Source organism: Nitrobacter winogradskyi Nb-255, assembly GCF_000012725.1.
Taxonomy (GTDB): domain Bacteria; phylum Pseudomonadota; class Alphaproteobacteria; order Rhizobiales; family Xanthobacteraceae; genus Nitrobacter; species Nitrobacter winogradskyi.
The window spans coordinates 2,957,682-2,979,835 of record NC_007406.1; the positions used below are offsets into that span (position 1 = coordinate 2,957,682).

The following is a 22,154-nucleotide window of genomic DNA, read 5'->3' on the forward strand; positions in this document are numbered from 1 at the left end:
AGGTAGGCGACCTGAGGCTTTTGTCAAGCGCGACTTTGTCCGAAAATATCTGATGTTACAGGGGGCGCGGTTCCCTATTGTGATGCCTCATCACATTTAAGAACGTCTCACCACAGGCGCGCAAAGAAAAAACCAACAATCAGAGGCTGCTGGCCGCGCGCCGGCGGCGCGGGATGAACCCGGTCACGGACGACCTACCGCTGAGTCGATCGATCAGGTCGCGGACTTTTGATCCCAAGGCCCGCGCGGCCGCCCGGCCGGAGGGTTCGAATCCTCTGGCGACCGGCGGTCGGTCGGAAAACCGAGTCCGCGCAAGTAAATCAGCACGCCGGCTTCGAGCAGATCTTCGGCGGACATCGGCATCTTGCGGCGCGCCGCGTCGCCGCGGCCAAACAGGGAAGCGATGCCGTGCGACATCGACCAGATGTGCAACGCCATCATCAGGGCCGGCGGTCGCGCGGCGCCCGGCGGTGTCAGCGCGGCCAGTCGTTCCGCCGCAGCGCGAATGACGCTGAAGGCGCGCTCGCTGGCGGCCGACAGCATCGGATTGACATCGGTCGGCAGCCCGGATTCGAACATCGCCGAGTAGTAGGCTGGCTCATCGCGCGCGAAAGCGAGATAGGCGCGGCCGACGCGCTCGAACGCAGTGACGGTATCCGGGCGGCCGTCATCCCAGGCCCTGGTCAGCACCGCTTCGAACTGCTCGAAACCACGTTGCGCGATGCTGGCCAGCAGTTCATCACGGTCGCGAAAGTGCCGGTACGGCGCCGCCGGACTGACGCCCGCCGAACGCGCCGCATCGGCGAAGGTGAAACCCGCCGCGCCTTTCTCGGCGATCAGGCCGAGCGCCGCCTGCAGCAGGGCCTCTTTCAGATTGCCGTGATGATAGCCCCGCTCCGGGCGGCGATGGTCCTTGCGCCAACTCATGTGAATAGTTTTTACATGAGCACGGGGGAAACACCACTCGTTTCGTCCTGCTTCGGTGCAAGCAGCCGGTTGAAATCCGGCGCCGCGAAGCCGCAAGCCACCGGCAAATCCCATGAACGCGCGATCGAGCCCGAGACCATGGTTCGTCAGGTGATAACCGTCGCTCAGACCTGATCCGCTTTCATCGCGATGCGCAGCGGCCTCGGTATCGGCTTCGCCCGCCCGTCGGATATGAACGCCACCCTCACCCTCGCATCCAGCAACAACGTGTCACCGCGCTTCACCTCCTGATGCAGCGTGATCGAGGCTCCGCGAACCTCCAGCGGCCGCGTGACGATGTCGAGAATGTCGTCCATGTGAGCAGGTTTCAGGAAATCGAGATGCATCGAACGCACCACGAAGGCAAAGCCCGGCGCTTCGCTTTCGGTCTCCGCGAACAGCGCGCGCTGGTCGGCGCCGAGCAGCCGCAGATAGTTGCTGCGCCCGCGCTCCATGAAACGCAGATAGCTGGCGTGATAGACCAGCCCCGAAAAGTCCGTGTCCTCGTAGTAGACGCGAATCTGCATGTGATGCCTGCCGTCGCGGATCGCACCGTCAAGATGGCCGGTCGGAGGTGGCGCATTCATCGATCTTCGTCCTGCCCGAACAACCCGGACTGCGCCGGATCGCGCGAGGGCTCGGTCAGACCGAGATGGCGGAAGGCGTGCGAGGTGAGCAACCGTCCGCGCGGGGTGCGCTGCAGATAGCCGCACTGGATCAGATACGGCTCGATGATGTCCTCGATCGCGTCGCGCGGCTCCGACAACGCCGCCGCCATGGTTTCCACACCCACCGGCCCGCCGCCGTAGCTCAGCGCGATGGTGGTGAGGTAGCGGCGATCCATGGCGTCGAGCCCCGCCGCATCGACCTCGAGCGCGCCGAGCGCGTGATCGGCGACCGCGCGATCGATCGCCGCCGCATCGGCGGCCTCGGCGAAGTCGCGCACCCGGCGCAACAGCCGGCCGGCGATCCGTGGCGTGCCCCGCGCGCGGCGGGCAATCTCGTTGGCGCCGTCGGGCGTCATGCCGACATTGAGAACCCGCGCGCCGCGGCTGACGATCTTCTCCAGCTCATCCTCGGTATAGAAGTTCAGCCGCACCGGAATCCCGAAGCGGTCGCGCAGCGGATTGGTGAGAAGGCCGGCGCGCGTGGTGGCGCCGACCAGCGTGAACTTCGCCAGCTCGATCTTCACCGAACGCGCCGCCGGACCCTCGCCGATGATGAGGTCGAGCTGGAAATCCTCCATCGCCGGATAGAGCACTTCCTCCACCGCCGGCGACAGACGATGAATTTCATCGATGAACAGAACGTCGCGCTCCTCCAGGTTGGTGAGCAGCGCCGCCAGATCGCCGGCCTTGGCGATCACCGGCCCCGAGGTCGCGCGAAAGCCGACGCCGAGTTCGCGCGCGACGATCTGCGCCAGCGTGGTTTTCCCCAGACCGGGGGGACCGACGAACAGCACGTGATCGAGCGCCTCTTCTCGTTTTCGAGCCGCGTCGATGAATATCTGCAGGTTGGCGCGGGCCTGGCGCTGACCAATGAACTCGGACAACTTCTGCGGCCGCAGCGCGGTGTCGCCCACATCGTCGGCGTGGCGCTCGGGCGCGACGATGCGGGACGCCTCAGTCACTTCGACAACTCCTTCAAGCCAAGCCGGATCAGTTGCGCGGTCTCCGCGTTTTCGCCCGCGCCGCGCGAGGCGGCCGCGATCGCCGCGGTCGCCTGCGGCTGACCGTAGCCGAGATTGACCAGCGCCGAAATCGCATCCCGCACCGGACGCGGAGCGCGCTGATCATCGAGGTCGCCCGCGAGATGGACCACCGTCGGATCGACGTTGGCGAAGGACGGCGCTTTGTCCTTCAGTTCGGTGACGATGCGCTCGGCCACTTTCGGGCCGATGCCCGGAGTGCGCGCCACCGACGCCTTGTCGCGCAGGGCGATGGCGCTCGCGAGATCCGCGGGGGACAATGTGCCGAGCACCGCCAGCGCCACCCGCGCCCCGACGCCCTGCACCGTCTGCAGCAGACGAAACCATTCACGCTCATGGTCGGTGCGAAAGCCGAACAGCTTGATCTGATCCTCGCGCACATAGGTCTCGATCGACAATACCGCGGCCTGGCCCGGCGACGGCAGCGCCTGCAGCGTGCGCGAGGCGCAATGCACCTGATAGCCGACGCCGCCGACATCGAGGATCACGTAATCCTCGCCATAGGAGTCGATGACGCCCTTGAGCTTGCCTATCATGAAATGGCTTTCTCGCCTCTCCCGCTCATCCCACAGCCTTCATCCGCGCCGCGAGCGCCGCGCTCTTGCGGTGATGCGCGTGGGTGATGGCGATGGCAAGCGCGTCGGCCGCGTCGGCGCTTTTCGGATCGGCTTTCGGCAGCAGGATTTTCAGCATCGCCTGGATCTGAGCCTTGTCGGCATGGCCCGCGCCAACCACGGTCTTCTTCACTTGGTTGGGCGCATACTCCGCCACCGCGATGCCGAACAGCGCCGGCGCCAGCATGGCGACGCCACGCGCCTGCCCGAGCTTCAGCGTGGCCACGCCGTCCTTGTTGACGAAGGTCTGCTCGATCGCGGCCTCGCTGGGACGAAATTGGTCGAGTACCGCGCCGAGTCCGGCATGGATCGCCAGCAGCCGGCTCGCCAGCGCCATGTGCTCGCGCGTCTCGACCGAACCGCAGCCCACGAACATCAGGCGATTGCCGTCAATCTCGAGCACGCCCCAGCCGGTGCGACGAAGACCGGGATCGATGCCCAGAATGCGAATCGGTGAGGAGATCATGCCTTATGTTATAGCGTTTTCGGAGCGAAGCGCCGTGGTTTGTCGAACCTTGCCGGTTCCGGTAACGACAAAACCGTAGCCGCCTTCCGCTCATCCGATTGATCTCCTGTTCGGCTGAACAGGAATCCGCTAGAGCGGAATGAGGAAAAGTGTGGTGCGGTTTTCCGTCCGCATCCCGCGTCTCAAAATATTGGAACCGATCACGTTCAGGGTCCTAGATCGATTCGATCCAAAACCATCGTGATCCAGGAGACGGGATGGCCGGGACAATTATCAAGAGGGCGGCGCATCCGCGCCGAGACCCGGACAGAAGGGAGTTTCCAGCGCCATGCGGATCACGGTCGCCCTTTTCGTCATGACGACGATCGCCAGCCTCGCCGTTTCGGCCAGTCCAGCAAACGCGGCGCAAAACCGGTTCACGTCCATCGCCAACAAGGACTGCACCTTCGCTCCGATCGGCAACGAGCCTGAGGACGCGGAGGATCAGCTCAAGACATGTCCCGGCGTCGGCGGCGCGCAGGTGCTGGTCAATTCCCTCGGGACCCGGCTACGGATCGGTTTTCGCTGGCCGAAGGCAGGTCAGCCGCAAAAGACCATCTGGGCGGTGGAAGCATGGTCCGCCGGACTGACCGTCAACTGGCGCGGATCAGGCACAGACAATGAGTTCGAGCCTTATGCCGCGATCGTCAGGATGAAGTTCCAGAAGCAGTATCTGCCGGTTGCCGGCGACCAGGTATTGGCCGTGATCCGGATCGCGCCGGATACCGCCTGCGTCATGGGCGCGGTCGATGCGGGAGCGAACCCGAACGCCAATGAAGCGGCGCGTGCGCTTGCGGACGCGGCGCCATCGTTCGCATGCGGCAAGGATAAACCGACGATCGGCGGCGTGAGCACCAGGGCCGCGAAAGAGATCGCGCGGGGCGTCGCGGAACAATGAGCGAGAGCGTTTCCAAGCGAAGCATGTCCTCGGGCTTGCGCCCGAGGGCGGATACTGGACTGACTACAGTAATGTCCCGCTCAGGATCAGCAGCGCGACGCTGAAGTAGATCATCAGCCCGGTAACGTCGACCAGCGTGGCCACCAGCGGCGCTGACGCGCTCGCGGGGTCGAAGCCGGCCCTTTGCAGCATGAACGGGAGCATCGATCCCGCCACCGAGCCGAACACCACGACGCCGATCAGCGCGGCCGCGACGGTCAGCCCGATCAGCATCCAGTGCTCGCCATAGTCATAGATGCCGAACTTCTGCCAGGCCACCACGCGGACCAGCCCGATCACGCCGAGCATGGCGCCGAGGATCAGTCCCGTCGGCAATTCCAGCAGCGCCACGCGCCACCAGTCGCCGAGCTTGACCTCGCGCAACGCCAGCGCGCGGATCAGGAGCGAGGTCGCCTGCGAGCCGGAGTTGCCGCCGGAGCTCATGATCAGCGGGATGAACAGCGTCAGCACGATGGCCTTCTCCAGTTCGCCCTCGAAGTGCTGCATGGCGCTCGCGGTCAACAGCTCGCCGAGAAACAGCACGCAAAGCCAGCCGCCGCGCTTGCGGATCATGCCCGGCAGCCCGATCTGCAGATAGGGCTGGTCGGTCGCGGCCATGCCGCCGAATTTCTGGGCGTCCTCGGTGTTTTCCTCGATGATGGCGTCGATGATATCGTCGACCGTGACGATGCCGAGGACATGCCCCGCCTTGTCCACGACAGGCACCGCCAGCATGTCGTGACGCGAGATCAGCCGGGCCACCTCTTCGCGATCCGTCAGGGGGGAGGTCGTGATCGGAGAGCGCGCAAGCTCGGCGATCCGCGCCGAAGGCTCGCCGGAGATCAGCCGCCGCAGCGACACCGCGCCGACCAGGCGGCGGGTGAAGGCGTCCAGCACATAGATGGCGTAGACGGTCTCGCGGGTCCGCTCGACCTGGCGGATGTGCTGCAAGGTGCGCTCCGCCGTCCAGTTCGCGGGCACGGTGACGAATTCGGTGGTCATCATCGCGCCCGCGGTGTTTTCCGGATAGGCGAGCAGGCCCTCGATGGTCGTGCGTGTCGGCTCGTCGAGAGCCTGCATCAACTCGGTGCGGGCCGGCTCCTCGAGTTGCTGAACAATGTCGGCGGCCATGTCGGCGGACATGCCGGCCAGCAGGATGGTCGCCGTCTGCCGCGGCAGCGCCACAACGATCTCGGGGCCGAAATTCAGCTCCGGCTTGTCGAGAATCTCGATCGAAATATCGACCGGCAGGAGCACCAGAACCGCCGCGGCGTCCTGCGGTTCGAGCTGGTTGAGAATTTCGACGTTATCGGCGACATGGCCGCCGCTCAGGCGCGAGGCCAGCGCGAACACATCGAGATCGCCGTCCGTTGTGGCGGTGTGGGTATCCGTCATAGCTCACCTTCGTGGTCTGCCGGCAACGGCAGGCCTGGCGAGCTTCATCAAGCTTTCAGACCGGCGCCGCTGTCGGCGAAGTATGTGGCGAGGTACCTTGCAAGGTACCTGGACTGTCGCTTGGCATTTGTATGATGTTCCCGTGATGGGCGTGCGACCAAGGCCGCAGCATCCCGCTTCGCTGACATGATCCTTCAGCCGGATCACGTCAAGAAAAAATCGCGCGATCCTACGCGCATCATGAATGAAGGAGAAATGCGTTCCGCGATCTTGCAGTTTGCCTCGCCTGCGGGGCGAGAAGCGGGTCAGCCGCCCAGCTTCGCGATCAGCGCGTCGGAGACCTCGAAATTGGCGTAGACGTTCTGGACGTCGTCATGTTCGTTGAGAAGATCGATGAGCTTGAGCAGCTTCTCACCGGTGTTGTCGTCGACGGCGATCGTATTCTGCGGCTTCCAGATCAACGCCACCTTGCGCGCCTCGCCGAACGTGCTTTCGAGCGCCTTGGCGACGTCACGGAAGGTATCCTGCGAGGCATAGATTTCGTGACCGCCCTCGTCCGACACCACATCGTCAGCGCCGGCCTCGATGGCGGCTTCCAGCATGTCGTCGACTGAAGCCTTGTCCGCGTCATATTCAATGACGCCGAGCCGGTCGAACATGAAGGATACCGAGCCGGTTTCCCCGAGGTTGCCGCCGGATTTGGTGAAGTACGAGCGGATGTCGGAGGCGGCGCGGTTGCGATTGTCGGTCAGCACTTCCATGATGACCGCCACGCCGCCTGGACCATAGCCCTCGTAGCGCAACTCGTCGTAGCTCTCGGCGTCGTTGCCGCTGGCCTTCTTGATCGCGCGCTCGATATTGTCCTTGGGCATGTTTTCCGCCCGCGCCGCGATCACCGCCGCGCGCAGCCGCGGGTTCATCGCCGGATCGGGCGTCCCGAGCTTGGCGGCAACGGTGATCTCGCGCGCAAGCTTGCTGAACAGCTTCGATTTCTGGGCATCCTGCCGGCCCTTGCGGTGCATGATGTTCTTGAACTGGGAATGTCCGGCCATCGGCAAGTCTCTCTCAAAAATCCGACGCCGGCGGCGCACCGGGGAGGTCGGCAAAAGGGCGTAAGCGGCGCGGCGTTATAAGACGGGATCGAACGAAATTAAAGACCATGCCCGGTAGCGCCCGACACGATCGCGCGCTCGGAGATCAAGTTCTACACGTTCTAAAAACGCAACTAGGTCCAGAAGGAAGGCTCCGCCCGCTCAAGCCGCCCGCCTATTCGCACCGGAGCGATCTTGAGGGCAAGCCCTGTCGCATCGTCTGTCTCCACCGCGACGCCGCTCAATGTGGCGGCCCCCGCCGCCGGCTCGAAGCGGCTGCTCGGAATGCCCGTGGTGAAGCGGCGCAGCGGCTCCTCCTTCTGCATTCCAATCACGGAGTCATAATCGCCGGTCATGCCGGCATCGCTCATGTAGGCGGTGCCGCCTGACAGGATCCGGTGATCCGCCGTCGGCACATGGGTATGCGTTCCCACCACCAGGCTGACGCGGCCATCGCAGAAATAACCCATGCTTTGCTTTTCGCTGGTGGCTTCGCCGTGGAAATCAACGATGATCGCGTCCGCCGCCTCGCGGAGCCGGCAGGCGTCGAGTTCATATTCGATGGCGTGGAAGGGGTCGTTGAGAGGCTCCATGAAGATGCGCGCCATGGCGTTGATGACGAGCGCGCGGCGGCCGTCCTTGGCGTCGATCATCGCCGCGCCGCGCCCCGGCGTGCCCGGCGGGAAATTCAGCGGACGAACGAGACGCGGTGCGCGTTCGATGAACACCAGCGCCTCCTTCTGATTCCAGGCGTGATTGCCGAGCGTGATCGCATCGGCGCCGGCGTCGAGCAACTCCTGGTAGATCGCCTCGGTGATGCCGAAGCCGCCCGCGGCGTTCTCGCCGTTGACAACGACGAGATCGAGCTTCCATGCGGTGACGAGTTCCGGAAGATAGTCGTTGATCGCGGTACGCCCAGTCCTGCCGACAACATCGCCGATGAAAAGGATTCGCACGTCCTATTTGCTCCCGAGCCTGCATACGCCGGCTTCGGTTAGCACATAATCGAGCCGGACGTCGTGGGACAACGCGGGCACCTGCGCTACCTCCTGCACCGTAAAAGCAAGACCGATCGCGGTAACGGTCTTGTGTCGCCGCAACGCTTCAAGCGTGCGATCGTAATAGCCGGCGCCATAACCGATGCGATGGCCGGCGCGGTCGAACGCCGCCAGCGGCACCAGCACGATGTCCGGAACGACCTCGACCGCATTGGCGGGCGGCTCAAAGGTTCCCAAGGCCCCGCGAACCAGCGCAGCGCCCGGCACCCACGCGCGAAACACCAGCGCGGTGTCACGCGCCACGATCACCGGCATCGCAAGCGCCGCGCCCTTCCCGGCAAGGCTCCGCATCAACGGCATGGGATCAATCTCGCTGCGGATCGGCGCATAACCGGCAACGACTGTCGATGACGTTATATCGAGCGGCGGCATCCGCGCCGCGAGCGCAACCGCCGCGCTGGCGCGCTCCTCTGCGCTCAAGGCATCGCGGCGAGCTAGTGCGGCAGCGCGCAACTCGTCCTTGGGCTGTGAATCAGAGGAAATCGGCATACAGAGCGTTTATAACGTTTTTCGAGCAATAAGATCGGCTCGCCAACGAGCGCGCCAGAATAAAGATCACCGAAGCCCGCGTAAAAACCGGCGCGGTTCAGGCCCCGGTCATCATTCGCGAAAGCAGATTTCCGGCACGGCCCGAGAGTGGCAGATTTCGAGCGCATGTGAATATGCAAGGAGTGAATATGCAAGGAAATGCGCGAAGCCGCGACCGCCGTTGAAGCGCTCGATCCCGGAGTTCCCTACGAAAGTAGGTGGGCACCATATGGCCGGATCCACGGACCCGACCAGGGACAGTTCCCTTAAGGATCGATAAGGCCCCGGGGATTGTGGCTTCTGACGCGCGGCGCAGCCTCGCGAGTTCAATGTAGGCCCGATGGATGCGAAGCGCCAGTGGATGATGTTGCCTCTTCTGACTTACCATCCAAAGGAGGGTGCGGAACGTCATCGCCTGTCCGAAGGGCTCTCTATATCCTTTAGAGTTGATCACCCGATGGCGATGCCGCCGCCGACGGTGCGGTTCAGTACCTGCGTGGTCTTCTCGATCCGGTGCGCCGCCATGTTCAGCGCGGCGACAACCGCCGTCTGCGTCGCGCGGGCGCGCTCGGCGGCCGCGGCGCGCACATCGCGCAACGCCTTGAGCTCTTCCTCCAGAGCGCGGATGCGCTGCTGCGCATCCATCAGTTCGTCGGATGTCACCAGAGCCGCCATGACCTCGAGACGCTGATCCCCGATTTCTCCGAACTTGCCGCGCAACTGGCCGATACGGCCTTCCAGATCGCCCGCGAGCTTCAGCAGCCGGTCTTCCTGGCCATCCTCGCAAGCCATCCGGTACTGGCGGCTATTGATGGTCACGTTGACGTGGCTCATGGCTTCTCTCCCGCCGCCTCGAGCACGGACTTGATGGCGCCGATCGCGGTGTCCAACTTTTCCGCGATCTCACGATTGGTCCGCTCCAGCTTGCGCGTGCGCACCAGCGATCCGTCGAGTTCATCCGCAAGGCGTGAGCGATCCGCGCCGAGAGCCTGAATGCGGCTCGCCAGTTCGTCCTCGTCGCGGTCCGCGTCGCGCCGCCGCTCCACCGCCCGTTCCAGCGCATCGAGCGCGGCCGTCAGCCGCCGGGTGGCGGCGTCGATATCGGTTCCCCCGCCCCCATTGGGCGGTTCAGCACTGGCGGAACGATTGGCCGGTCGGTCGTTCATGTTCGTCCTGCGCGCCTTTGGGCGGCTGCCGGTCAGGCTACAAAGCGGCGGCTCGGCAAGCCCTTAGGAACCGAAATTTACGTGGCGGACGAGGCCAGCGCAACGCCGGTGCAAAACTATGCACCATAAAACATTCTCCCCGTCAGCGTACCCCCCCCGGCACTTGGACTCCGCCGACGCAGGTGCTATGCCCCCGGCACGCCAGTCCTTTCCACTGGACTGCATCGAAATCCAATGCGAACCGTTTACTTAGCCCTCCTCCCTATAGGACCGGATATCTCCCATGCCGACCGTCGACTCCTCCCGTATGGCAAATGCAATCCGCGCGCTCGCGATGGATGGTGTAGAAAAAGCAAAATCGGGCCATCCCGGCCTGCCCATGGGCACGGCCGACATCGCCACGGTGCTGTTCACCAAGTTCCTGAAATACGACGCCGCCGATCCGCACTGGCCGGACCGGGACCGCTTCATTCTTTCGGCCGGCCACGGCTCAATGCTGCTTTATGCGTTGTTATACCTGACCGGCTACAAGCAGATGACGCTCGATCAGCTCAAGAATTTCCGGCAGCTCGACTCCAAGACGCCGGGTCATCCGGAGAACTTCATCACCGAGGGCGCGGAAACCACCACAGGCCCGCTCGGCCAGGGTGTCGCCACCTCGGTCGGCTTCGCGCTGGCGGAACGGCTGCTGGCCGCCGAATTCGGCGGCGAGGTGGTCGACCACTACACTTACGTGCTGTGCTCCGACGGCGACCTGATGGAGGGCATCAGCCATGAGGCGATCGCGCTGGCGGGTCACCTCAAGCTCAACAAGCTGATTTTCCTTTACGATGACAACGGCATCACCATTGACGGCCCGATCTCGCTGGCCGACGACGTCGATCAGGTGGCGCGTTTCAAGGCGTGCGGCTGGGACGCAAGGCGGATCGACGGCCATGATCAGAAGGCAATCGCCGCCGCGATCCGCCGGGCGCAGAAATCCGACAGGCCGTCGCTGATCGCCTGCAAGACCATCATCGGTTACGGCGCTCCCACCAGGGCCGGCACGTCCAAGGCGCACGGCGAAGCGCTTGGCGCGGAAGAACTCGCGGGGACGAAAAAAGCGCTGGACTGGGAGTATGGTCCCTTTGAAGTTCCCGACGATGTCCTCAACGCCTGGCGCAGCGCCGGACGCAAGGGCAAGCGGCACAACAAGGAGTGGCGCGCGCGGCTCGCAGCCCAGCCGGATGCTCAGCGAGACGAATTCAAGCGTCGCGTCATCGAACGCAAGCCATCTCAAAACCTCAATGAGGCGATCCGCAAGCTCAAGGACAAGCTGGTCGCCGAACCGCCGACGGTCGCCACCCGCAAAGCCAGCGAAATGGCGCTCGAGGCGCTGGTGCCGGCGGTGCCGGAACTGCTGCTCGGTTCCGCCGATCTCACCCCTTCGAACAACACCCGCACCAAGGGCCTGAAAGAAGTGGAGCCCGGCCAATATGGCGGCCGCTACATCCACTACGGTATCCGCGAACTCGGCATGGCCGCCGCCATGAACGGCATCGCCCTGCACGGCGGATATGCGCCGGCCGGCGGCACCTTCATGTGTTTCGCCGACTATGCCCGCCCGGCGATGCGCGTTTCGGCGCTGGCGTATATTCCCACAATCTACATCATGACCCACGACTCGATCGGGCTCGGCGAGGACGGTCCCACCCATCAGCCGGTGGAACATCTGGCAAGCTTACGCGCGATGCCCAACATGCGGGTGTTCCGCCCCGCCGATGCGGTCGAGACCGCCGAATGCTGGCAACTCGCTCTTGAGCGGCCGAAGGGACCGACGGTTCTGGCCCTGTCGCGCCAGAACCTCGCGCCGGTGCGCAAGACCGCGGACACGGACAATCGCTGCGCGCATGGCGCCTATGAACTGGTCGCACCCAACGGCGAGGCGAAGGTGTCGATCTTCGCGTCGGGATCCGAAGTCGAGATCGCCGTTGCCGCGCAGCAGCAACTCTCCCAGCGCGGCATCGCCTCGCGCGTTGTTTCGGTGCCCTCCCTGGAACTGTTGCTAGAGCAGCCCGAGGATCGCCGGCAGGCCATTATCGGCAAGGCTCCCGTCAAGATCGCCGTGGAAGCCGCCGTGCGCTTCGGATGGGACGCCGTCATCGGGGCGGACGGCCTTTTCGTCGGCATGAACAGTTTCGGCCACAGCGCTCCCGCCAAGGACCTCTACAAGCATTTCGGCATCACCGCCGAAGCCGTGGTCAGCGCAGTCGAAAAACGCCTTGGCTGAGGTTGAGATTGCCTCAAAATCAAAAAGGCGCTAGCTAAAAACGGTGGAATGGATTTGGCGTTCGCTGCTCGGCCGATCTTGGCCCTGGACGCGAATGGCAAATCCAGATTTCCACCGACAACTTGCATTCGCTGGCGGTCCCTGCGATTTCGACATTCGGAGAAGATGCTCGCAGAAATTAAGAGCATCGGAATGCCAAAACTCGGACCGCTAGATATTACCAACGGTCGCGGCCTGGCAGAACCGGGCAAAAAGGCGTCGACGCTGCGCGCGGCAAGCAATGGTTGCGCGCAGGGAACGCATCCATTTGAAGGAGAATGAAGACATGGCAGTCCGGGTCGCAATCAACGGGTTTGGCCGCATCGGCCGCAATGTTTTGCGCGCCGTTTACGAGTCCGGCCGCGACGAGATCGAAATCGTCGCCATCAATGACCTCGGCCCGGTGGAAACCAACGCGCATCTGTTGCGCTTCGACTCGGTGCATGGCCGCTTCCCCTTCGAGGTGAAGGTTGAAGGCGACAGCATCGTGATCGGCAAGAACAAGATCAAGGTGACCGCCGAACGCGATCCGTCCAAGCTGCCCTGGAAGGAACTCGGCATCGACATCGCGATGGAGTGCACCGGCCTTTTCACCGCGAAGGAAAAAGCTTCCGCGCACCTCACCGCAGGCGCCAAGCGCGTGCTGGTGTCGGCTCCGGCCGAAGGCGCGGATCTGACGGTGGTCTATGGCGTCAACCACGACAAGCTGACGAAGGATCATCTGGTCGTTTCGAACGGATCCTGCACCACCAACTGTCTCGCGCCGGTGGCGAAAGTCCTCAACGATCTGATCGGAATCGAAACCGGCTTCATGACCACGATTCACGCCTATACAGGCGACCAGCCGACCCTCGACACCATGCACAAGGACCTCTATCGCGGCCGCGCCGCGGGTCTTTCGATGGTTCCGACCTCGACCGGCGCCGCGAGGGCGATCGGCCTGGTGCTGCCGGAACTGAAGGGCAAGCTTGACGGCGTCGCGATCCGCGTGCCGACGCCGAACGTCTCGGTGGTCGATCTCAAGGTGATCGCCAAGAGAGAGACGTCCACGAACGAGATCAACGAGGCGATGAAGCGGGCTTCATCACAGGAGCTGAAGGGCATCCTCGGCACCACCGACCAGCCCAATGTCTCAAGCGATTTCAACCACGATTCGCACTCCTCGACTCTCCACATCGACCAGACCAAGGTACAGAACGGCACGCTGGTGCGCGTGTTGTCGTGGTACGACAACGAATGGGGCTTCTCCAATCGCATGACGGACACCGCCGTCGCCATGGCGAAGCTGATCTGACACCACGGTTTCCGGGCGCATCGCGGCGCAAGCGCTGCGGTGCGAAACCGGCGCCACTCACTACCGCAACTTTTCCTGCGTGGCGGTCCCGGCTTACGGCTCACCGTTTACGCGGCAGCACCGTGTTCGGGACATCCAGACCATGACAAATTCCTTCCGCACCCTCGATGACGTTGACGTTCGCGGAAAGCGCGTCCTGCTCCGCGTCGATCTCAACGTCCCCATGGAGCAGGGCCGCGTCACCGACGCCACGCGGCTGGAGCGGGTGGCCCCGACCATCACCGAGATCGCGGACAAGGGCGGCAAAGCGATCCTGCTGGCACATTTCGGCCGCCCCAAGGGCGCCGACCCCAAAAACTCGCTGCGCCCGGTCGCGGAGGAACTTGCAAAAGTCCTCGGCAAGCCGGTGGCCTTCGCCGACGACTGCGTCGGCGAGCCGGCGCAACAGGCGGTCGCCGCGATGAAGGATGGCGACATCCTTTGCCTGGAGAATACCCGCTTCCACCCGGAGGAGGAAAAGAACGACCCGGCCTTCGTCGCCGAACTGGCCCGGCTCGGCGACATCTGGGTGAACGACGCCTTTTCAGCCGCGCATCGCGCCCACGCCTCCACCGAAGGTCTCGGGCACAAGCTGCCGGGCTATGCGGGCCGCACCATGCAGGCCGAGCTTGAGGCGCTCAACAAGGCGCTCGAAGCGCCGACCAAGCCCGTCATCGCCGTGATCGGCGGCGCGAAGGTCTCGACCAAGATCGACCTTCTCGAAAACCTTGTCAGCAAGGTCGATGCGCTGGTGATCGGCGGCGGCATGGCCAACACCTTCCTGCACGCGCAAGGCGTCAGTATCGGCAAATCGCTGGCGGAAAAGGATCTCGCGGCGACCGCGCTGCGCATCATGGAAAAGGCCGAGGCCGCCAACTGCGCCATCATCCTTCCGGTTGATGCGACCGTGGCGTTCCATTTCGCCGCCAACACGCCATCCCACGCCTATGGGCTCGACGCGATCCCGGCCGATGGCATGATTCTCGACGTCGGCCCGCAGTCGGTGGAGCGCGTTCGTTCGGCCATCGACGACGCCGCGACGCTGGTCTGGAACGGCCCGCTCGGCGCGTTCGAACTGACGCCTTTCGATCGCGGCACAGTCGCCGCGGCAAAACACGCGGCGGAACGCACCAAGGCTGGCAAGCTGGTGTCGGTCGCCGGAGGCGGCGACACGGTCGCGGCGCTGAACCAGGCGGACGTGGCCGGCGATTTCACCTATGTCTCGACAGCCGGCGGCGCTTTCCTGGAGTGGATGGAAGGCAAGCCGCTGCCCGGCGTCGAGGTGCTGAGGGCAAAATGACGCTGCTCCTCGCGGCAAAATGAGTTGCGGCGCCGGAAAGCCGCAACTCTCATGCCTGCATGATCCTCGAAACCCGGCATCCTGACCGGAGGTCGGAAGAGGGCATGCAGGAGGTAGCCGCTCATGAATCTCGATGACCTCAACAAAGTGGCGCAGGCGATGGTCGCGCCGGGCAAGGGCATTCTCGCCGCCGACGAGTCGTCGCCCACCATCACCAAACGCTTCAATGCCATCGGCGTGACATCGACCGAGGAAAGCCGCCGCGACTATCGCGAGATGATGTTCCGCGCCACCGACGCCATGACTCAATACATCTCCGGCGTCATTCTCTACGACGAAACCATCTGGCAGAGCGCCAGGGACGGCACGCCGCTGATCAGGCTGATCGAGCAGGCCGGCGCGATTCCCGGCATCAAGGTCGATGAGGGCACGCAACCCCTGCCCGCCTGCTCCGGCGAACTCGTGACCGTCGGGCTGGACCGTCTCGCCGAGCGCCTGAACAAATACCATGCCCAGGGCGCACGTTTCGCGAAGTGGCGCGCGGTGATCGACATCAACGCGGCGGACCGCATCCCGAGCATGACCGCGATCGGCGTCAACGCCCATGCGCTGGGACGCTATGCCGCGTTGTGTCAGGCTGCCCAGATCGTGCCGATCGTCGAGCCGGAAGTGCTGATGGACGGCGACCACGACATCGATCGCTGCCTTGAGGTCACGACGCGCGTCCTCAACGTGACCTTTCAGGAGCTGCGGAAGCAGCGTGTCGCCCTGGAAGGCATGATCTTGAAGCCCAACATGGCGATCTCGGGCAAGAAGAGCGCCAGGAAGGCGCCCGTGGAGGAAGTCGCGGAGAAGACGGTGCGCATGTTGAAGGCCTGCGTGCCCGCCGCCGTCCCCGGCATCGCCTTCCTGTCCGGCGGTCAGTCCGACGAGGAGGCCACCGCTCATCTCGACGCCATGAACCGGATGGGCAACCTGCCGTGGAAGCTCACTTTCTCCTACGGCCGCGCGCTGCAGGCGGCGCCGCAGAAAGCGTGGTCCGGCAAGCCCGAGAACGTCGTCGCCGGGCAGCGGGCTCTCATCCACCGGGCGCGGATGAATTCGCTCGCAACCCGGGGAGCGTGGAGCGCCGATCTTGAAGAGAAAGCTGCGTGAGATTCTAATCCGATCTGATCTTGCCGGCATTGCGACACCAGGCGCGTCAGGTTCGTATTGAATGATAACGAGTGAAATTCACCTCTCCTGCTTGCCGAGGGAGTTTCACGGTGCTCAATGATGCGTTTCTCACTATATGAAAACGCTCACGAGGTTCAGGCTTGATATGCCCCCGAAAGCCGCACCACCACGACCAGCCCCCCGGCTTTATCTCGCGACGCCGGTCATCGATGACCCCTCGCACGTCGCGGCGCAGCTTCCCGCGCTCCTCGCGTCGGCGGATGTCGCCGCGGTGCTGGTTCGGCTCTCGCCGTCCGATCCCCGCACGATGATATCGCGGATCAAGGCGCTGGCGCCCTTGATTCAGAGCACCGGCGTCGCGCTTTTGCTCGAGGCTCACGCCGATCTGGTCGCAAGGGCGGGCGCCGATGGCGCGCATCTCACGGGCATCGAGGCGTTGCAGGAGACGCTGCCCGTACTGAAGCCCGACCGTATCGCCGGCGTCGGCGGCCTGTCGACGCGCCATGACTCCATGGTCGCCGGCGAGGCCGGCGCTGATTACGTGCTGTTCGGCGAGCCGGATGAGACCGGTGATCGGCCGTCCGCGGAAGCGATCGCCGAGCGGCTGACATGGTGGGCCGAACTGTTCGAGCCGCCGTGTGTCGCCCACGCGATGAACATCGATGAAGCGCGGCTTTTCGCGGCATCGGGCGCGGATTTCATACTGGTCGACGACATCGTCTGGACCGACACCCGCGGCGCGGCCTTGGCGCTCGCGGATATCGCAACCGCAATCGCACGAGGTCACGAATCGCAAGGCGGCGCGGAGCGCACGGACCCTCCACATGGCGTCAGGGGCGCCGGATGAGTTTGCTGCGTCCGGTCGCCATCGCCGCCGGCCTTCTCATGCTCGGGGAAAGCGCGGCTGCGCAGCTCCAGCCCTCGCCGTCGGCCGATGCGCCGTCCGCGGGCAAGAGCGTCAAGACCAAGGCCATCAAACCGCCGCCGCCAACGCCGCCCGCCGGGCTGGAGCCGGACAACAAGGCGAACGCGCAGGTTGCTGACGATCCGAACGCGGATCCGGTTTACGGCGCCTATCAGCGCGGCCTTTACAAGACGGCGTTCGATCTCGCCTTGAAACGAGCACAGGAGGACAAGAACCCCGCCGCCATGACCATGCTCGGCGAACTCTACGCCAATGGGCTCGGCGTCAGGCGCGACTACGGCAAGGCCATCGAATGGCATCAACGTGCGGCCGATCTGGGCGATCGAGAGGCCATGTTCGCGCTCGCCATGCTTCGCATCAGCGGACGCGGCGGACCTCCCGACAGGACGGGCGCGGTGAAATGGCTGGCGGCGTCGGCCAAGCTCGGCCAGCCCAAGGCCGCCTACAATCTGGCGCTTCTCCACATGGACGGGCAAACGCTGCCGCAGGATTTCAAGCGCGCCGCCGAACTGTTGCGATTCGCAGCCGACGCCGGCAGTCCGGAAGCGCAGTATGCGCTGGCCACTTTCTACAAGGAAGGCACCGGCGTCGAAAAGAACCTCTACAAGTCGGTGCGGCTGTTGCAGGCCGCCTCGCTCGCCGGCAACGTCGACGCCGAGGTCGAATATGCAATCGCGTTGTTCAACGGCAGCGGCACCGGGAAAAACGAGGCGGCCGCGGTATCGCTGCTGCGCAAAGCCGCCAGGCGAAACAGCGCGATCGCCCAAAATCGTCTCGCCCACGCCCTTGTCGAAGGCATGGGCGTCCCGATGGACAAGGTCGAAGGCCTGAAATGGCACATCGTGGCGAAAACCGGCGGCAAGGGCGATCTGAAGCTCGACGCGGCGATGGCGCAGGCGACGCCCGAAGAACGCGCCGGTGCGGAGAGCGCCGCGCGCAAATGGCTTGGAATCAAATGAACCGCTTGACGGGGGCTTCCGCGCAGGGCACCCAGACCTCAACATCCATCCGAGCCCCATCATGCTGCAATCCGCTCTTATGAACGTCATGGTCAAGGCGGCGCGCCGCGCCGGCCGTAGCCTGAAACGCGATCTCGGCGAGATCGAGAACCTTCAGGTGTCACTGAAGGGACCAGCGAATTTCGTCAGTCTCGCGGACAAGCGCGCGGAGGACATCCTGTATGATGAACTCAACAAGGCGCGTCCCGGCTACGGCTTTTTCGGTGAGGAAGGCGGCAGCCGCGAGGGCACGGACAAGAGCCACACCTGGATCGTCGATCCGCTCGACGGCACCACAAACTTCCTGCACGGCATTCCGCATTTCGCGATCTCGATCGGCCTGCAACGTGATGGCGTGCTGATCGCCGGCCTCGTTTACAACCCCGCCAATGACGAACTCTACACCGCGGAGCGCGGCAAGGGCGCCTTTCTCAACGATCAGCGGCTGCGCGTGTCGGGCCGCCGTCAGATGAACGACTGCGTGATCGCGTGCGGCCTGCCGCATATCGGACGCGGCGACCATGAATTGTCGCGACGGGAGATGGCCGCCCTCCAGCCGAAGGTGGCGGGCCTGCGACGCTTCGGCGCGGCCTCGCTCGATCTCGCTTTCGTCGCGGCGGGCCGCGTCGACGGCTACTGGGAACGCAACCTGCAACCGTGGGATATCGCGGGCGGGCAGATCATCGTGCGCGAGGCCGGCGGCATCGTCAGCGGCATCCAGGGCGACGACGATCCGCTCACGACCGGTCATGTGATCTGCGGCAACGAATTCGTCCACGCCGAACTCGTGAAGATCATCAAGCCGCTGGGATAGCGAACGTCACAAGCTGGCGTGTCCTTAGAGCACTTTCGCTTCTGATTGAATCAGAAGCGAGCTCCAGATTACTGTTTTGACGCGTTTTCTTCACGCGAACCGGCATCCATCCTCGGGTCGAGCCCGAGGACATGCTTCGCTCGAAAACGCGAAGGAGTGGGATCAAGCTCTATTCAGCCGGATGCATCGGCGCCGGCGGCCCGTGGATCTCCGCCTTGCCCGCCGGCTCCAGTCCGCTCTTGTCGCGTCCGAGCACGCGCATCACGACGACGAAAAACACCGGCACCATCAGAAGCGCCAGCACCACCACCGCGATCATGCCGCCCATCACGCTGGTGCCGAGCGCCTGCTGGCTCGCTCCGCCCGCGCCGCTGGCGATAACCATCGGCAGCACGCCGGAGGCGAAGGCAAATCCGGTCATCAGAATCGGCCGGAAGCGCAACGCGCAAGCCTCCATCGTGGCGTCGATGAGGGACTTGCCCTGCGCACGCAAATCCTTGGCGAACTCGACGATGAGGATGGCGTCCTTGGCCGCCAGGCCGATGATGGTCACGAGTCCGACGGTGAAATAGACGTCGTTGGCGAGCCCTCGCGTTGTCGCCGCCAGCACCGCGCCGAAAATCCCGAGCGGCACCGTCAGCAGGACCGCAAGCGGGATAGTCCAGCTTTCATAAAGCGCCGCCAGGCAGAGAAACACCACCAGCGCCGAGAGCGCGAGCAGGAACGGAGCCTGCGATCCCGACAGCTTCTCCTGCAACGACTGACCGGTCCATTCATAGCCGAAGCCGCGCGGCAGGCGGCCGGCCAGCCGCTCCATCTCGGCGATCGCATCGCCCGAGGTGAAGCCCGCCCGCGCCTCTCCGGAGATGCGCATCGACGGATAGTAGTTGAAGCCGACGACCTGCGTTGGCCCCTTCGACCATTCAATGGAGGAGAAGGACGAGAGCGGAACCAGCCCGCCGCTGCTGTTCTTGACGTTGTAGTTGAGGATGTCCTGCGCCGTGGTGCGGCCTTCGCGATCCGACTGCACGATCACGCGCTGCATTCGCCCCCGGTTGGGGAAGTCGTTGACATAGGTCGAGCCGAGATTGGTCGACATCGTGTCGTTGATGTCCTCAAAGGTGACTCCGAGAGCGCTGGCCTTCTCGCGGTCGACCACGAGATTGATCTGCCCCGCCGACGGCAGTCCCTCGACATAGACATTCTGCAGAATCGGACTGGCATTGGCCTCGGCGATCAACTGATTGGTCGCCTGCAACAATGCCGGATAGCCTTTCTGACCGCGATCCTGCAGACGGAAGCTGAACCCCGACGAATTGCCGAGGTTGTCGATCGGCGGTGGCTGCAGCGCGGTGATCTTGGCGTCGCGCAGCGAAGCCAGATCGCGATTGGCGTCCGCGACAATATTCGCGGCGGAATCTTTCTCAGGCCGCTCCGACCAGTCCTTCAGGGTGATGAACGCTTGGGCCGTGTTCATGCCCTGCCCCGAATAGGCGAAGCCGGTCAGGAAGGTGACGTTCTTAACTCCCGGCCGTTCGGCCAGGTATCTCTCCACCGCCTCCACCGCCGCTCCGGTCCGTCCGTGGGACGAATCCGCCGGCGTCTGCACGTCGGTCGTGATGAAGCCCTGATCGTCCACCGGCAGAAAGCCGGCGGGCAATCGAACGAAGGCCCAGACCAGAACGCCGACCAGAACGGCGTATATCAGCATCAGGCGTCCGGTTCGTCTCAGCGACCAGCCGACCGTCGAGACGTAGCGGCCGCGCACGCCCTCCAGCGCACGATTGAACCAGCCGAACAAGCCCTTGCGGGCGTGAGCATGTCCGGCCTTGACCGGCTTCAGCAGCGTGGCGCACAAAGCCGGCGTCAGCGACAGCGCCATCAGGGCGGAGAAGGCGATCGCGGCAACCACCGTGACGGAGAACTGTCTGTAGATGATGCCGACAGAGCCCGGGAAAAACGCCATCGGCACGAACACCGCCATCAGCACCAGCGTGATGCCGACGATGGCGCTGGTGATCTGCGACATCGCCTTGCGCGCTGCCTCCCTGGGCGGCAGCCCCTCCTCCGACATGATGCGCTCGACGTTCTCCACCACGACGATGGCGTCGTCGACCAGAATGCCGATCGCCAGCACCATGCCGAACATCGTCAGCATGTTGATGGAATAGCCTGCGATTAGCAGCACCGCGCAGGTGCCGAGCAGCGCGACAGGCACCACGATGGTCGGAATGATGGTGTATCGGATGTTCTGCAGAAACAGGAACATCACCAGGAACACCAGCACCACCGCCTCGATCAGCGTATGCACGACCTTTTCGATCGAGGCCTTCACCACGGGCGTGATGTTGTAGGGGATATCGTAGGTGATATTCGCCGGGAAGAACTTCGAAAGCTCTTCCATCTTGGCCTCCACCGCGCTCGCGGTGGCGAGCGCATTGGCGCCCGGCGCGAGCAGCACTGAAAGACCCGCGGTCGACTTGCCGTTCAGGCGCGTGGTGAACCGGTAATCCATGCCGCCGACCTCGACCCGCGCCACGTCGCGCAGGCGTACCGTGGAGCCGTCGCGGTTGGCGCGCAGCAGGATGGAGCCGAATTCCTCGGGCGTGCCGAGTTGTCCCTTCACCAGCACCAGCGCCGCGGTTTTCTGCCCGGCCCGGCTCGGCGGTCCGCCGATGCTGCCCGAAGCCACCTGCGCGTTCTGCGCCGCGATCGCCTTGGTGACGTCCTCCGACGTCATGCCGTAGCCGACGAGCTTTTCCGGATCGAGCCAGACTCGCAACGAACGTTCGGTGGAGAACAGCGTGGCCCGGCCGACGCCGGGAAGACGCCGGATCTCTCCGATGATGTTGCGCGTCATGAAGTCGCCGAGCCCGACCTCGTCGAGACTATCGTCCGTCGAACGCAGCGTGATGATCTGCAACACCGCGCTGGAAGCTTCCTCGACCAGGATGCCTTCCTTCAGTACGGCCGCGGGCAGGCGGGCCTCGATGCGCTTGATGCGATTCTGCACGTCCACGGAAGCGAGATCGGTGGAGGTGCCGGGAACGAAGAACGCGGTGATTTCGACCTGTCCCAGAGAATCACTGGTGGATTCGAAATTGAGGATGCCCGACGCGCCGTTGAGCTGTTCCTCGATCAGGCGCGTGACGCTGTTATAAAGATTCTGCGGCGAAGCGCCGGGGTATGCCGTCGCGATCGAGATCGAAGGCGGCGCAATGATGGGATACTGCGCAACGCCCAGGAAGGGAATCGAGATCGCGCCGACCAGACAGATGAACAGCGCGACGACCCACGCAAAGATAGGTCGATCGATGAAGAAAGCCGGCATG

21 protein-coding genes and 1 other RNA gene are annotated in these 22,154 nt (G+C 64.1%); 9 read left to right on the plus strand and 13 right to left on the minus strand.

Going from position 1 to position 22,154, the window contains the following annotated elements; all coding sequences use genetic code 11:
* Positions 1 to 213: 213 nt before the first annotated feature.
* The 5 genes from NWI_RS14145 to ruvC form a co-directional block, all read right to left on the minus strand.
* Positions 214 to 927, minus strand: coding sequence for a TetR/AcrR family transcriptional regulator (locus tag NWI_RS14145; RefSeq protein ID WP_011315921.1), 714 nt, complete (start codon positions 925 to 927; stop codon positions 214 to 216).
* A 164-nt stretch (positions 928 to 1,091) separates the two neighbouring features.
* Positions 1,092 to 1,553 carry a tol-pal system-associated acyl-CoA thioesterase gene (gene ybgC, locus NWI_RS14150; protein WP_011315922.1) on the minus strand — a complete coding sequence of 154 codons (462 nt, stop codon included), beginning with the start codon at positions 1,551 to 1,553 and terminating at the stop codon, positions 1,092 to 1,094.
* Positions 1,550 to 2,596 (minus strand): Holliday junction branch migration DNA helicase RuvB, encoded by a 1,047-nt coding sequence (ruvB, locus tag NWI_RS14155; RefSeq protein WP_011315923.1) that lies wholly within the window; start codon positions 2,594 to 2,596, stop codon positions 1,550 to 1,552. Before ruvB ends, ybgC begins: the two co-directional genes overlap by 4 nt.
* Positions 2,593 to 3,210: a Holliday junction branch migration protein RuvA gene (gene ruvA, locus NWI_RS14160; RefSeq protein WP_011315924.1), complete on the minus strand. Its 618-nt coding sequence runs from the start codon at positions 3,208 to 3,210 to the stop codon at positions 2,593 to 2,595. The genes ruvB and ruvA overlap by 4 nt, the downstream gene beginning before the upstream one ends.
* A 25-nt stretch (positions 3,211 to 3,235) precedes the next feature.
* The gene (gene ruvC / locus NWI_RS14165) at positions 3,236 to 3,754 is read right to left on the minus strand and encodes a crossover junction endodeoxyribonuclease RuvC (RefSeq protein ID WP_011315925.1); all 519 of its coding nucleotides are present in this window, start codon (positions 3,752 to 3,754) and stop codon (positions 3,236 to 3,238) included.
* A gap of 328 nt (positions 3,755 to 4,082) precedes the next feature.
* On the opposite strand from ruvC, the gene NWI_RS14170 reads away from it, so the two are divergent.
* Positions 4,083 to 4,691: a hypothetical protein gene (locus NWI_RS14170; protein ID WP_011315926.1), complete on the plus strand. Its 609-nt coding sequence runs from the start codon at positions 4,083 to 4,085 to the stop codon at positions 4,689 to 4,691.
* A 63-nt stretch (positions 4,692 to 4,754) separates the two neighbouring features.
* Here NWI_RS14170 and mgtE read toward each other — a convergent pair whose 3' ends face one another.
* The 7 genes from mgtE to NWI_RS14200 all read right to left on the minus strand — a co-directional run bounded on the left by mgtE (position 4,755) and on the right by NWI_RS14200 (position 9,968).
* Positions 4,755 to 6,125, minus strand: coding sequence for a magnesium transporter (gene mgtE / locus NWI_RS14175; protein WP_011315927.1), 1,371 nt, complete (start codon positions 6,123 to 6,125; stop codon positions 4,755 to 4,757).
* Positions 6,126 to 6,430: 305 nt separating this feature from the next.
* Positions 6,431 to 7,177, minus strand: a complete 747-nt coding sequence (locus NWI_RS14180) for a YebC/PmpR family DNA-binding transcriptional regulator (RefSeq protein WP_011315928.1) — start codon at positions 7,175 to 7,177, stop codon at positions 6,431 to 6,433.
* 173 nt (positions 7,178 to 7,350) lie between these two features.
* Complete coding sequence (locus NWI_RS14185; protein ID WP_011315929.1) at positions 7,351 to 8,172, minus strand: TIGR00282 family metallophosphoesterase; 822 nt, start codon at positions 8,170 to 8,172, stop codon at positions 7,351 to 7,353.
* 3 nt (positions 8,173 to 8,175) lie between these two features.
* On the minus strand, positions 8,176 to 8,763 hold the full coding sequence (locus NWI_RS14190) for a 5-formyltetrahydrofolate cyclo-ligase (RefSeq protein ID WP_011315930.1): 588 nt from the start codon (positions 8,761 to 8,763) through the stop codon (positions 8,176 to 8,178).
* 201 nt (positions 8,764 to 8,964) lie between these two features.
* Positions 8,965 to 9,124, minus strand: a non-coding RNA gene (gene ssrS / locus NWI_RS17140) — 6S RNA.
* A 128-nt stretch (positions 9,125 to 9,252) separates the two neighbouring features.
* Positions 9,253 to 9,636 (minus strand): cell division protein ZapA, encoded by a 384-nt coding sequence (locus NWI_RS14195; protein WP_009799004.1) that lies wholly within the window; start codon positions 9,634 to 9,636, stop codon positions 9,253 to 9,255.
* Entirely contained in the window at positions 9,633 to 9,968 is a 336-nt protein-coding gene (locus tag NWI_RS14200; protein WP_011315931.1) for a DUF4164 domain-containing protein, read from the minus strand. Before NWI_RS14200 ends, NWI_RS14195 begins: the two co-directional genes overlap by 4 nt.
* 283 nt (positions 9,969 to 10,251) lie before the next feature.
* Here NWI_RS14200 and tkt point away from each other — a divergent pair, with 283 nt between their 5' ends.
* From tkt to NWI_RS14235, 8 genes are all read left to right on the plus strand, one after another.
* Positions 10,252 to 12,237, plus strand: coding sequence for a transketolase (gene tkt, locus NWI_RS14205; RefSeq protein ID WP_011315932.1), 1,986 nt, complete (start codon positions 10,252 to 10,254; stop codon positions 12,235 to 12,237).
* 165 nt (positions 12,238 to 12,402) lie between these two features.
* A complete protein-coding gene (locus tag NWI_RS18025; RefSeq protein ID WP_187147983.1) occupies positions 12,403 to 12,558 on the plus strand; it encodes a hypothetical protein in 156 nt (51 codons plus the stop codon).
* A gap of 4 nt (positions 12,559 to 12,562) precedes the next feature.
* Complete coding sequence (gap, locus tag NWI_RS14210; protein WP_011315933.1) at positions 12,563 to 13,570, plus strand: type I glyceraldehyde-3-phosphate dehydrogenase; 1,008 nt, start codon at positions 12,563 to 12,565, stop codon at positions 13,568 to 13,570.
* A 142-nt stretch (positions 13,571 to 13,712) separates the two neighbouring features.
* Positions 13,713 to 14,909, plus strand: a complete 1,197-nt coding sequence (locus NWI_RS14215; RefSeq protein WP_011315934.1) for a phosphoglycerate kinase — start codon at positions 13,713 to 13,715, stop codon at positions 14,907 to 14,909.
* 123 nt (positions 14,910 to 15,032) lie between these two features.
* Positions 15,033 to 16,064: a class I fructose-bisphosphate aldolase gene (locus tag NWI_RS14220; protein WP_011315935.1), complete on the plus strand. Its 1,032-nt coding sequence runs from the start codon at positions 15,033 to 15,035 to the stop codon at positions 16,062 to 16,064.
* A 166-nt stretch (positions 16,065 to 16,230) separates the two neighbouring features.
* Positions 16,231 to 16,932, plus strand: coding sequence for a thiamine phosphate synthase (locus tag NWI_RS14225; RefSeq protein WP_011315936.1), 702 nt, complete (start codon positions 16,231 to 16,233; stop codon positions 16,930 to 16,932).
* The gene (locus NWI_RS14230) at positions 16,929 to 17,969 is read left to right on the plus strand and encodes a tetratricopeptide repeat protein (RefSeq protein ID WP_011315937.1); all 1,041 of its coding nucleotides are present in this window, start codon (positions 16,929 to 16,931) and stop codon (positions 17,967 to 17,969) included. Before NWI_RS14225 ends, NWI_RS14230 begins: the two co-directional genes overlap by 4 nt.
* Positions 17,970 to 18,030: 61 nt before the next feature.
* Positions 18,031 to 18,822, plus strand: a complete 792-nt coding sequence (locus tag NWI_RS14235; protein WP_011315938.1) for an inositol monophosphatase family protein — start codon at positions 18,031 to 18,033, stop codon at positions 18,820 to 18,822.
* A 169-nt stretch (positions 18,823 to 18,991) separates the two neighbouring features.
* Here the strand turns inward: NWI_RS14235 and NWI_RS14240 are convergent, their stop codons facing one another.
* On the minus strand, positions 18,992 to 22,153 hold the full coding sequence (locus tag NWI_RS14240; RefSeq protein WP_011315939.1) for a multidrug efflux RND transporter permease subunit: 3,162 nt from the start codon (positions 22,151 to 22,153) through the stop codon (positions 18,992 to 18,994).
* Between the last annotated feature and the right edge of the window lies 1 nt (position 22,154).

Excerpts from the sequence above, each read along its gene's own strand:
- ybgC (WP_011315922.1), bottom strand. The coding sequence starts at position 1,553 with ATGAATGCGCCACCTCCGACCGGCCATCTTGACGGTGCGATCCGCGAC.
- NWI_RS14240 (WP_011315939.1), bottom strand. The coding sequence starts at position 22,153 with ATGCCGGCTTTCTTCATCGATCGACCTATCTTTGCGTGGGTCGTCGCG.
- NWI_RS14230 (WP_011315937.1), top strand. The coding sequence starts at position 16,929 with ATGAGTTTGCTGCGTCCGGTCGCCATCGCCGCCGGCCTTCTCATGCTC.
- NWI_RS14235 (WP_011315938.1), top strand. The coding sequence starts at position 18,031 with ATGCTGCAATCCGCTCTTATGAACGTCATGGTCAAGGCGGCGCGCCGC.
- NWI_RS14145 (WP_011315921.1), bottom strand. The coding sequence starts at position 927 with ATGAGTTGGCGCAAGGACCATCGCCGCCCGGAGCGGGGCTATCATCAC.
- ruvC (WP_011315925.1), bottom strand. The coding sequence starts at position 3,754 with ATGATCTCCTCACCGATTCGCATTCTGGGCATCGATCCCGGTCTTCGT.
- NWI_RS14200 (WP_011315931.1), bottom strand. The coding sequence starts at position 9,968 with ATGAACGACCGACCGGCCAATCGTTCCGCCAGTGCTGAACCGCCCAAT.
- gap (WP_011315933.1), top strand. The coding sequence starts at position 12,563 with ATGGCAGTCCGGGTCGCAATCAACGGGTTTGGCCGCATCGGCCGCAAT.
- NWI_RS14195 (WP_009799004.1), bottom strand. The coding sequence starts at position 9,636 with ATGAGCCACGTCAACGTGACCATCAATAGCCGCCAGTACCGGATGGCT.
- NWI_RS14170 (WP_011315926.1), top strand. The coding sequence starts at position 4,083 with ATGCGGATCACGGTCGCCCTTTTCGTCATGACGACGATCGCCAGCCTC.
- NWI_RS14215 (WP_011315934.1), top strand. The coding sequence starts at position 13,713 with ATGACAAATTCCTTCCGCACCCTCGATGACGTTGACGTTCGCGGAAAG.
- mgtE (WP_011315927.1), bottom strand. The coding sequence starts at position 6,125 with ATGACGGATACCCACACCGCCACAACGGACGGCGATCTCGATGTGTTC.
- NWI_RS18025 (WP_187147983.1), top strand. The coding sequence starts at position 12,403 with ATGCTCGCAGAAATTAAGAGCATCGGAATGCCAAAACTCGGACCGCTA.
- ruvA (WP_011315924.1), bottom strand. The coding sequence starts at position 3,210 with ATGATAGGCAAGCTCAAGGGCGTCATCGACTCCTATGGCGAGGATTAC.
- tkt (WP_011315932.1), top strand. The coding sequence starts at position 10,252 with ATGCCGACCGTCGACTCCTCCCGTATGGCAAATGCAATCCGCGCGCTC.
- NWI_RS14220 (WP_011315935.1), top strand. The coding sequence starts at position 15,033 with ATGAATCTCGATGACCTCAACAAAGTGGCGCAGGCGATGGTCGCGCCG.
- NWI_RS14180 (WP_011315928.1), bottom strand. The coding sequence starts at position 7,177 with ATGGCCGGACATTCCCAGTTCAAGAACATCATGCACCGCAAGGGCCGG.
- NWI_RS14225 (WP_011315936.1), top strand. The coding sequence starts at position 16,231 with ATGCCCCCGAAAGCCGCACCACCACGACCAGCCCCCCGGCTTTATCTC.
- NWI_RS14190 (WP_011315930.1), bottom strand. The coding sequence starts at position 8,763 with ATGCCGATTTCCTCTGATTCACAGCCCAAGGACGAGTTGCGCGCTGCC.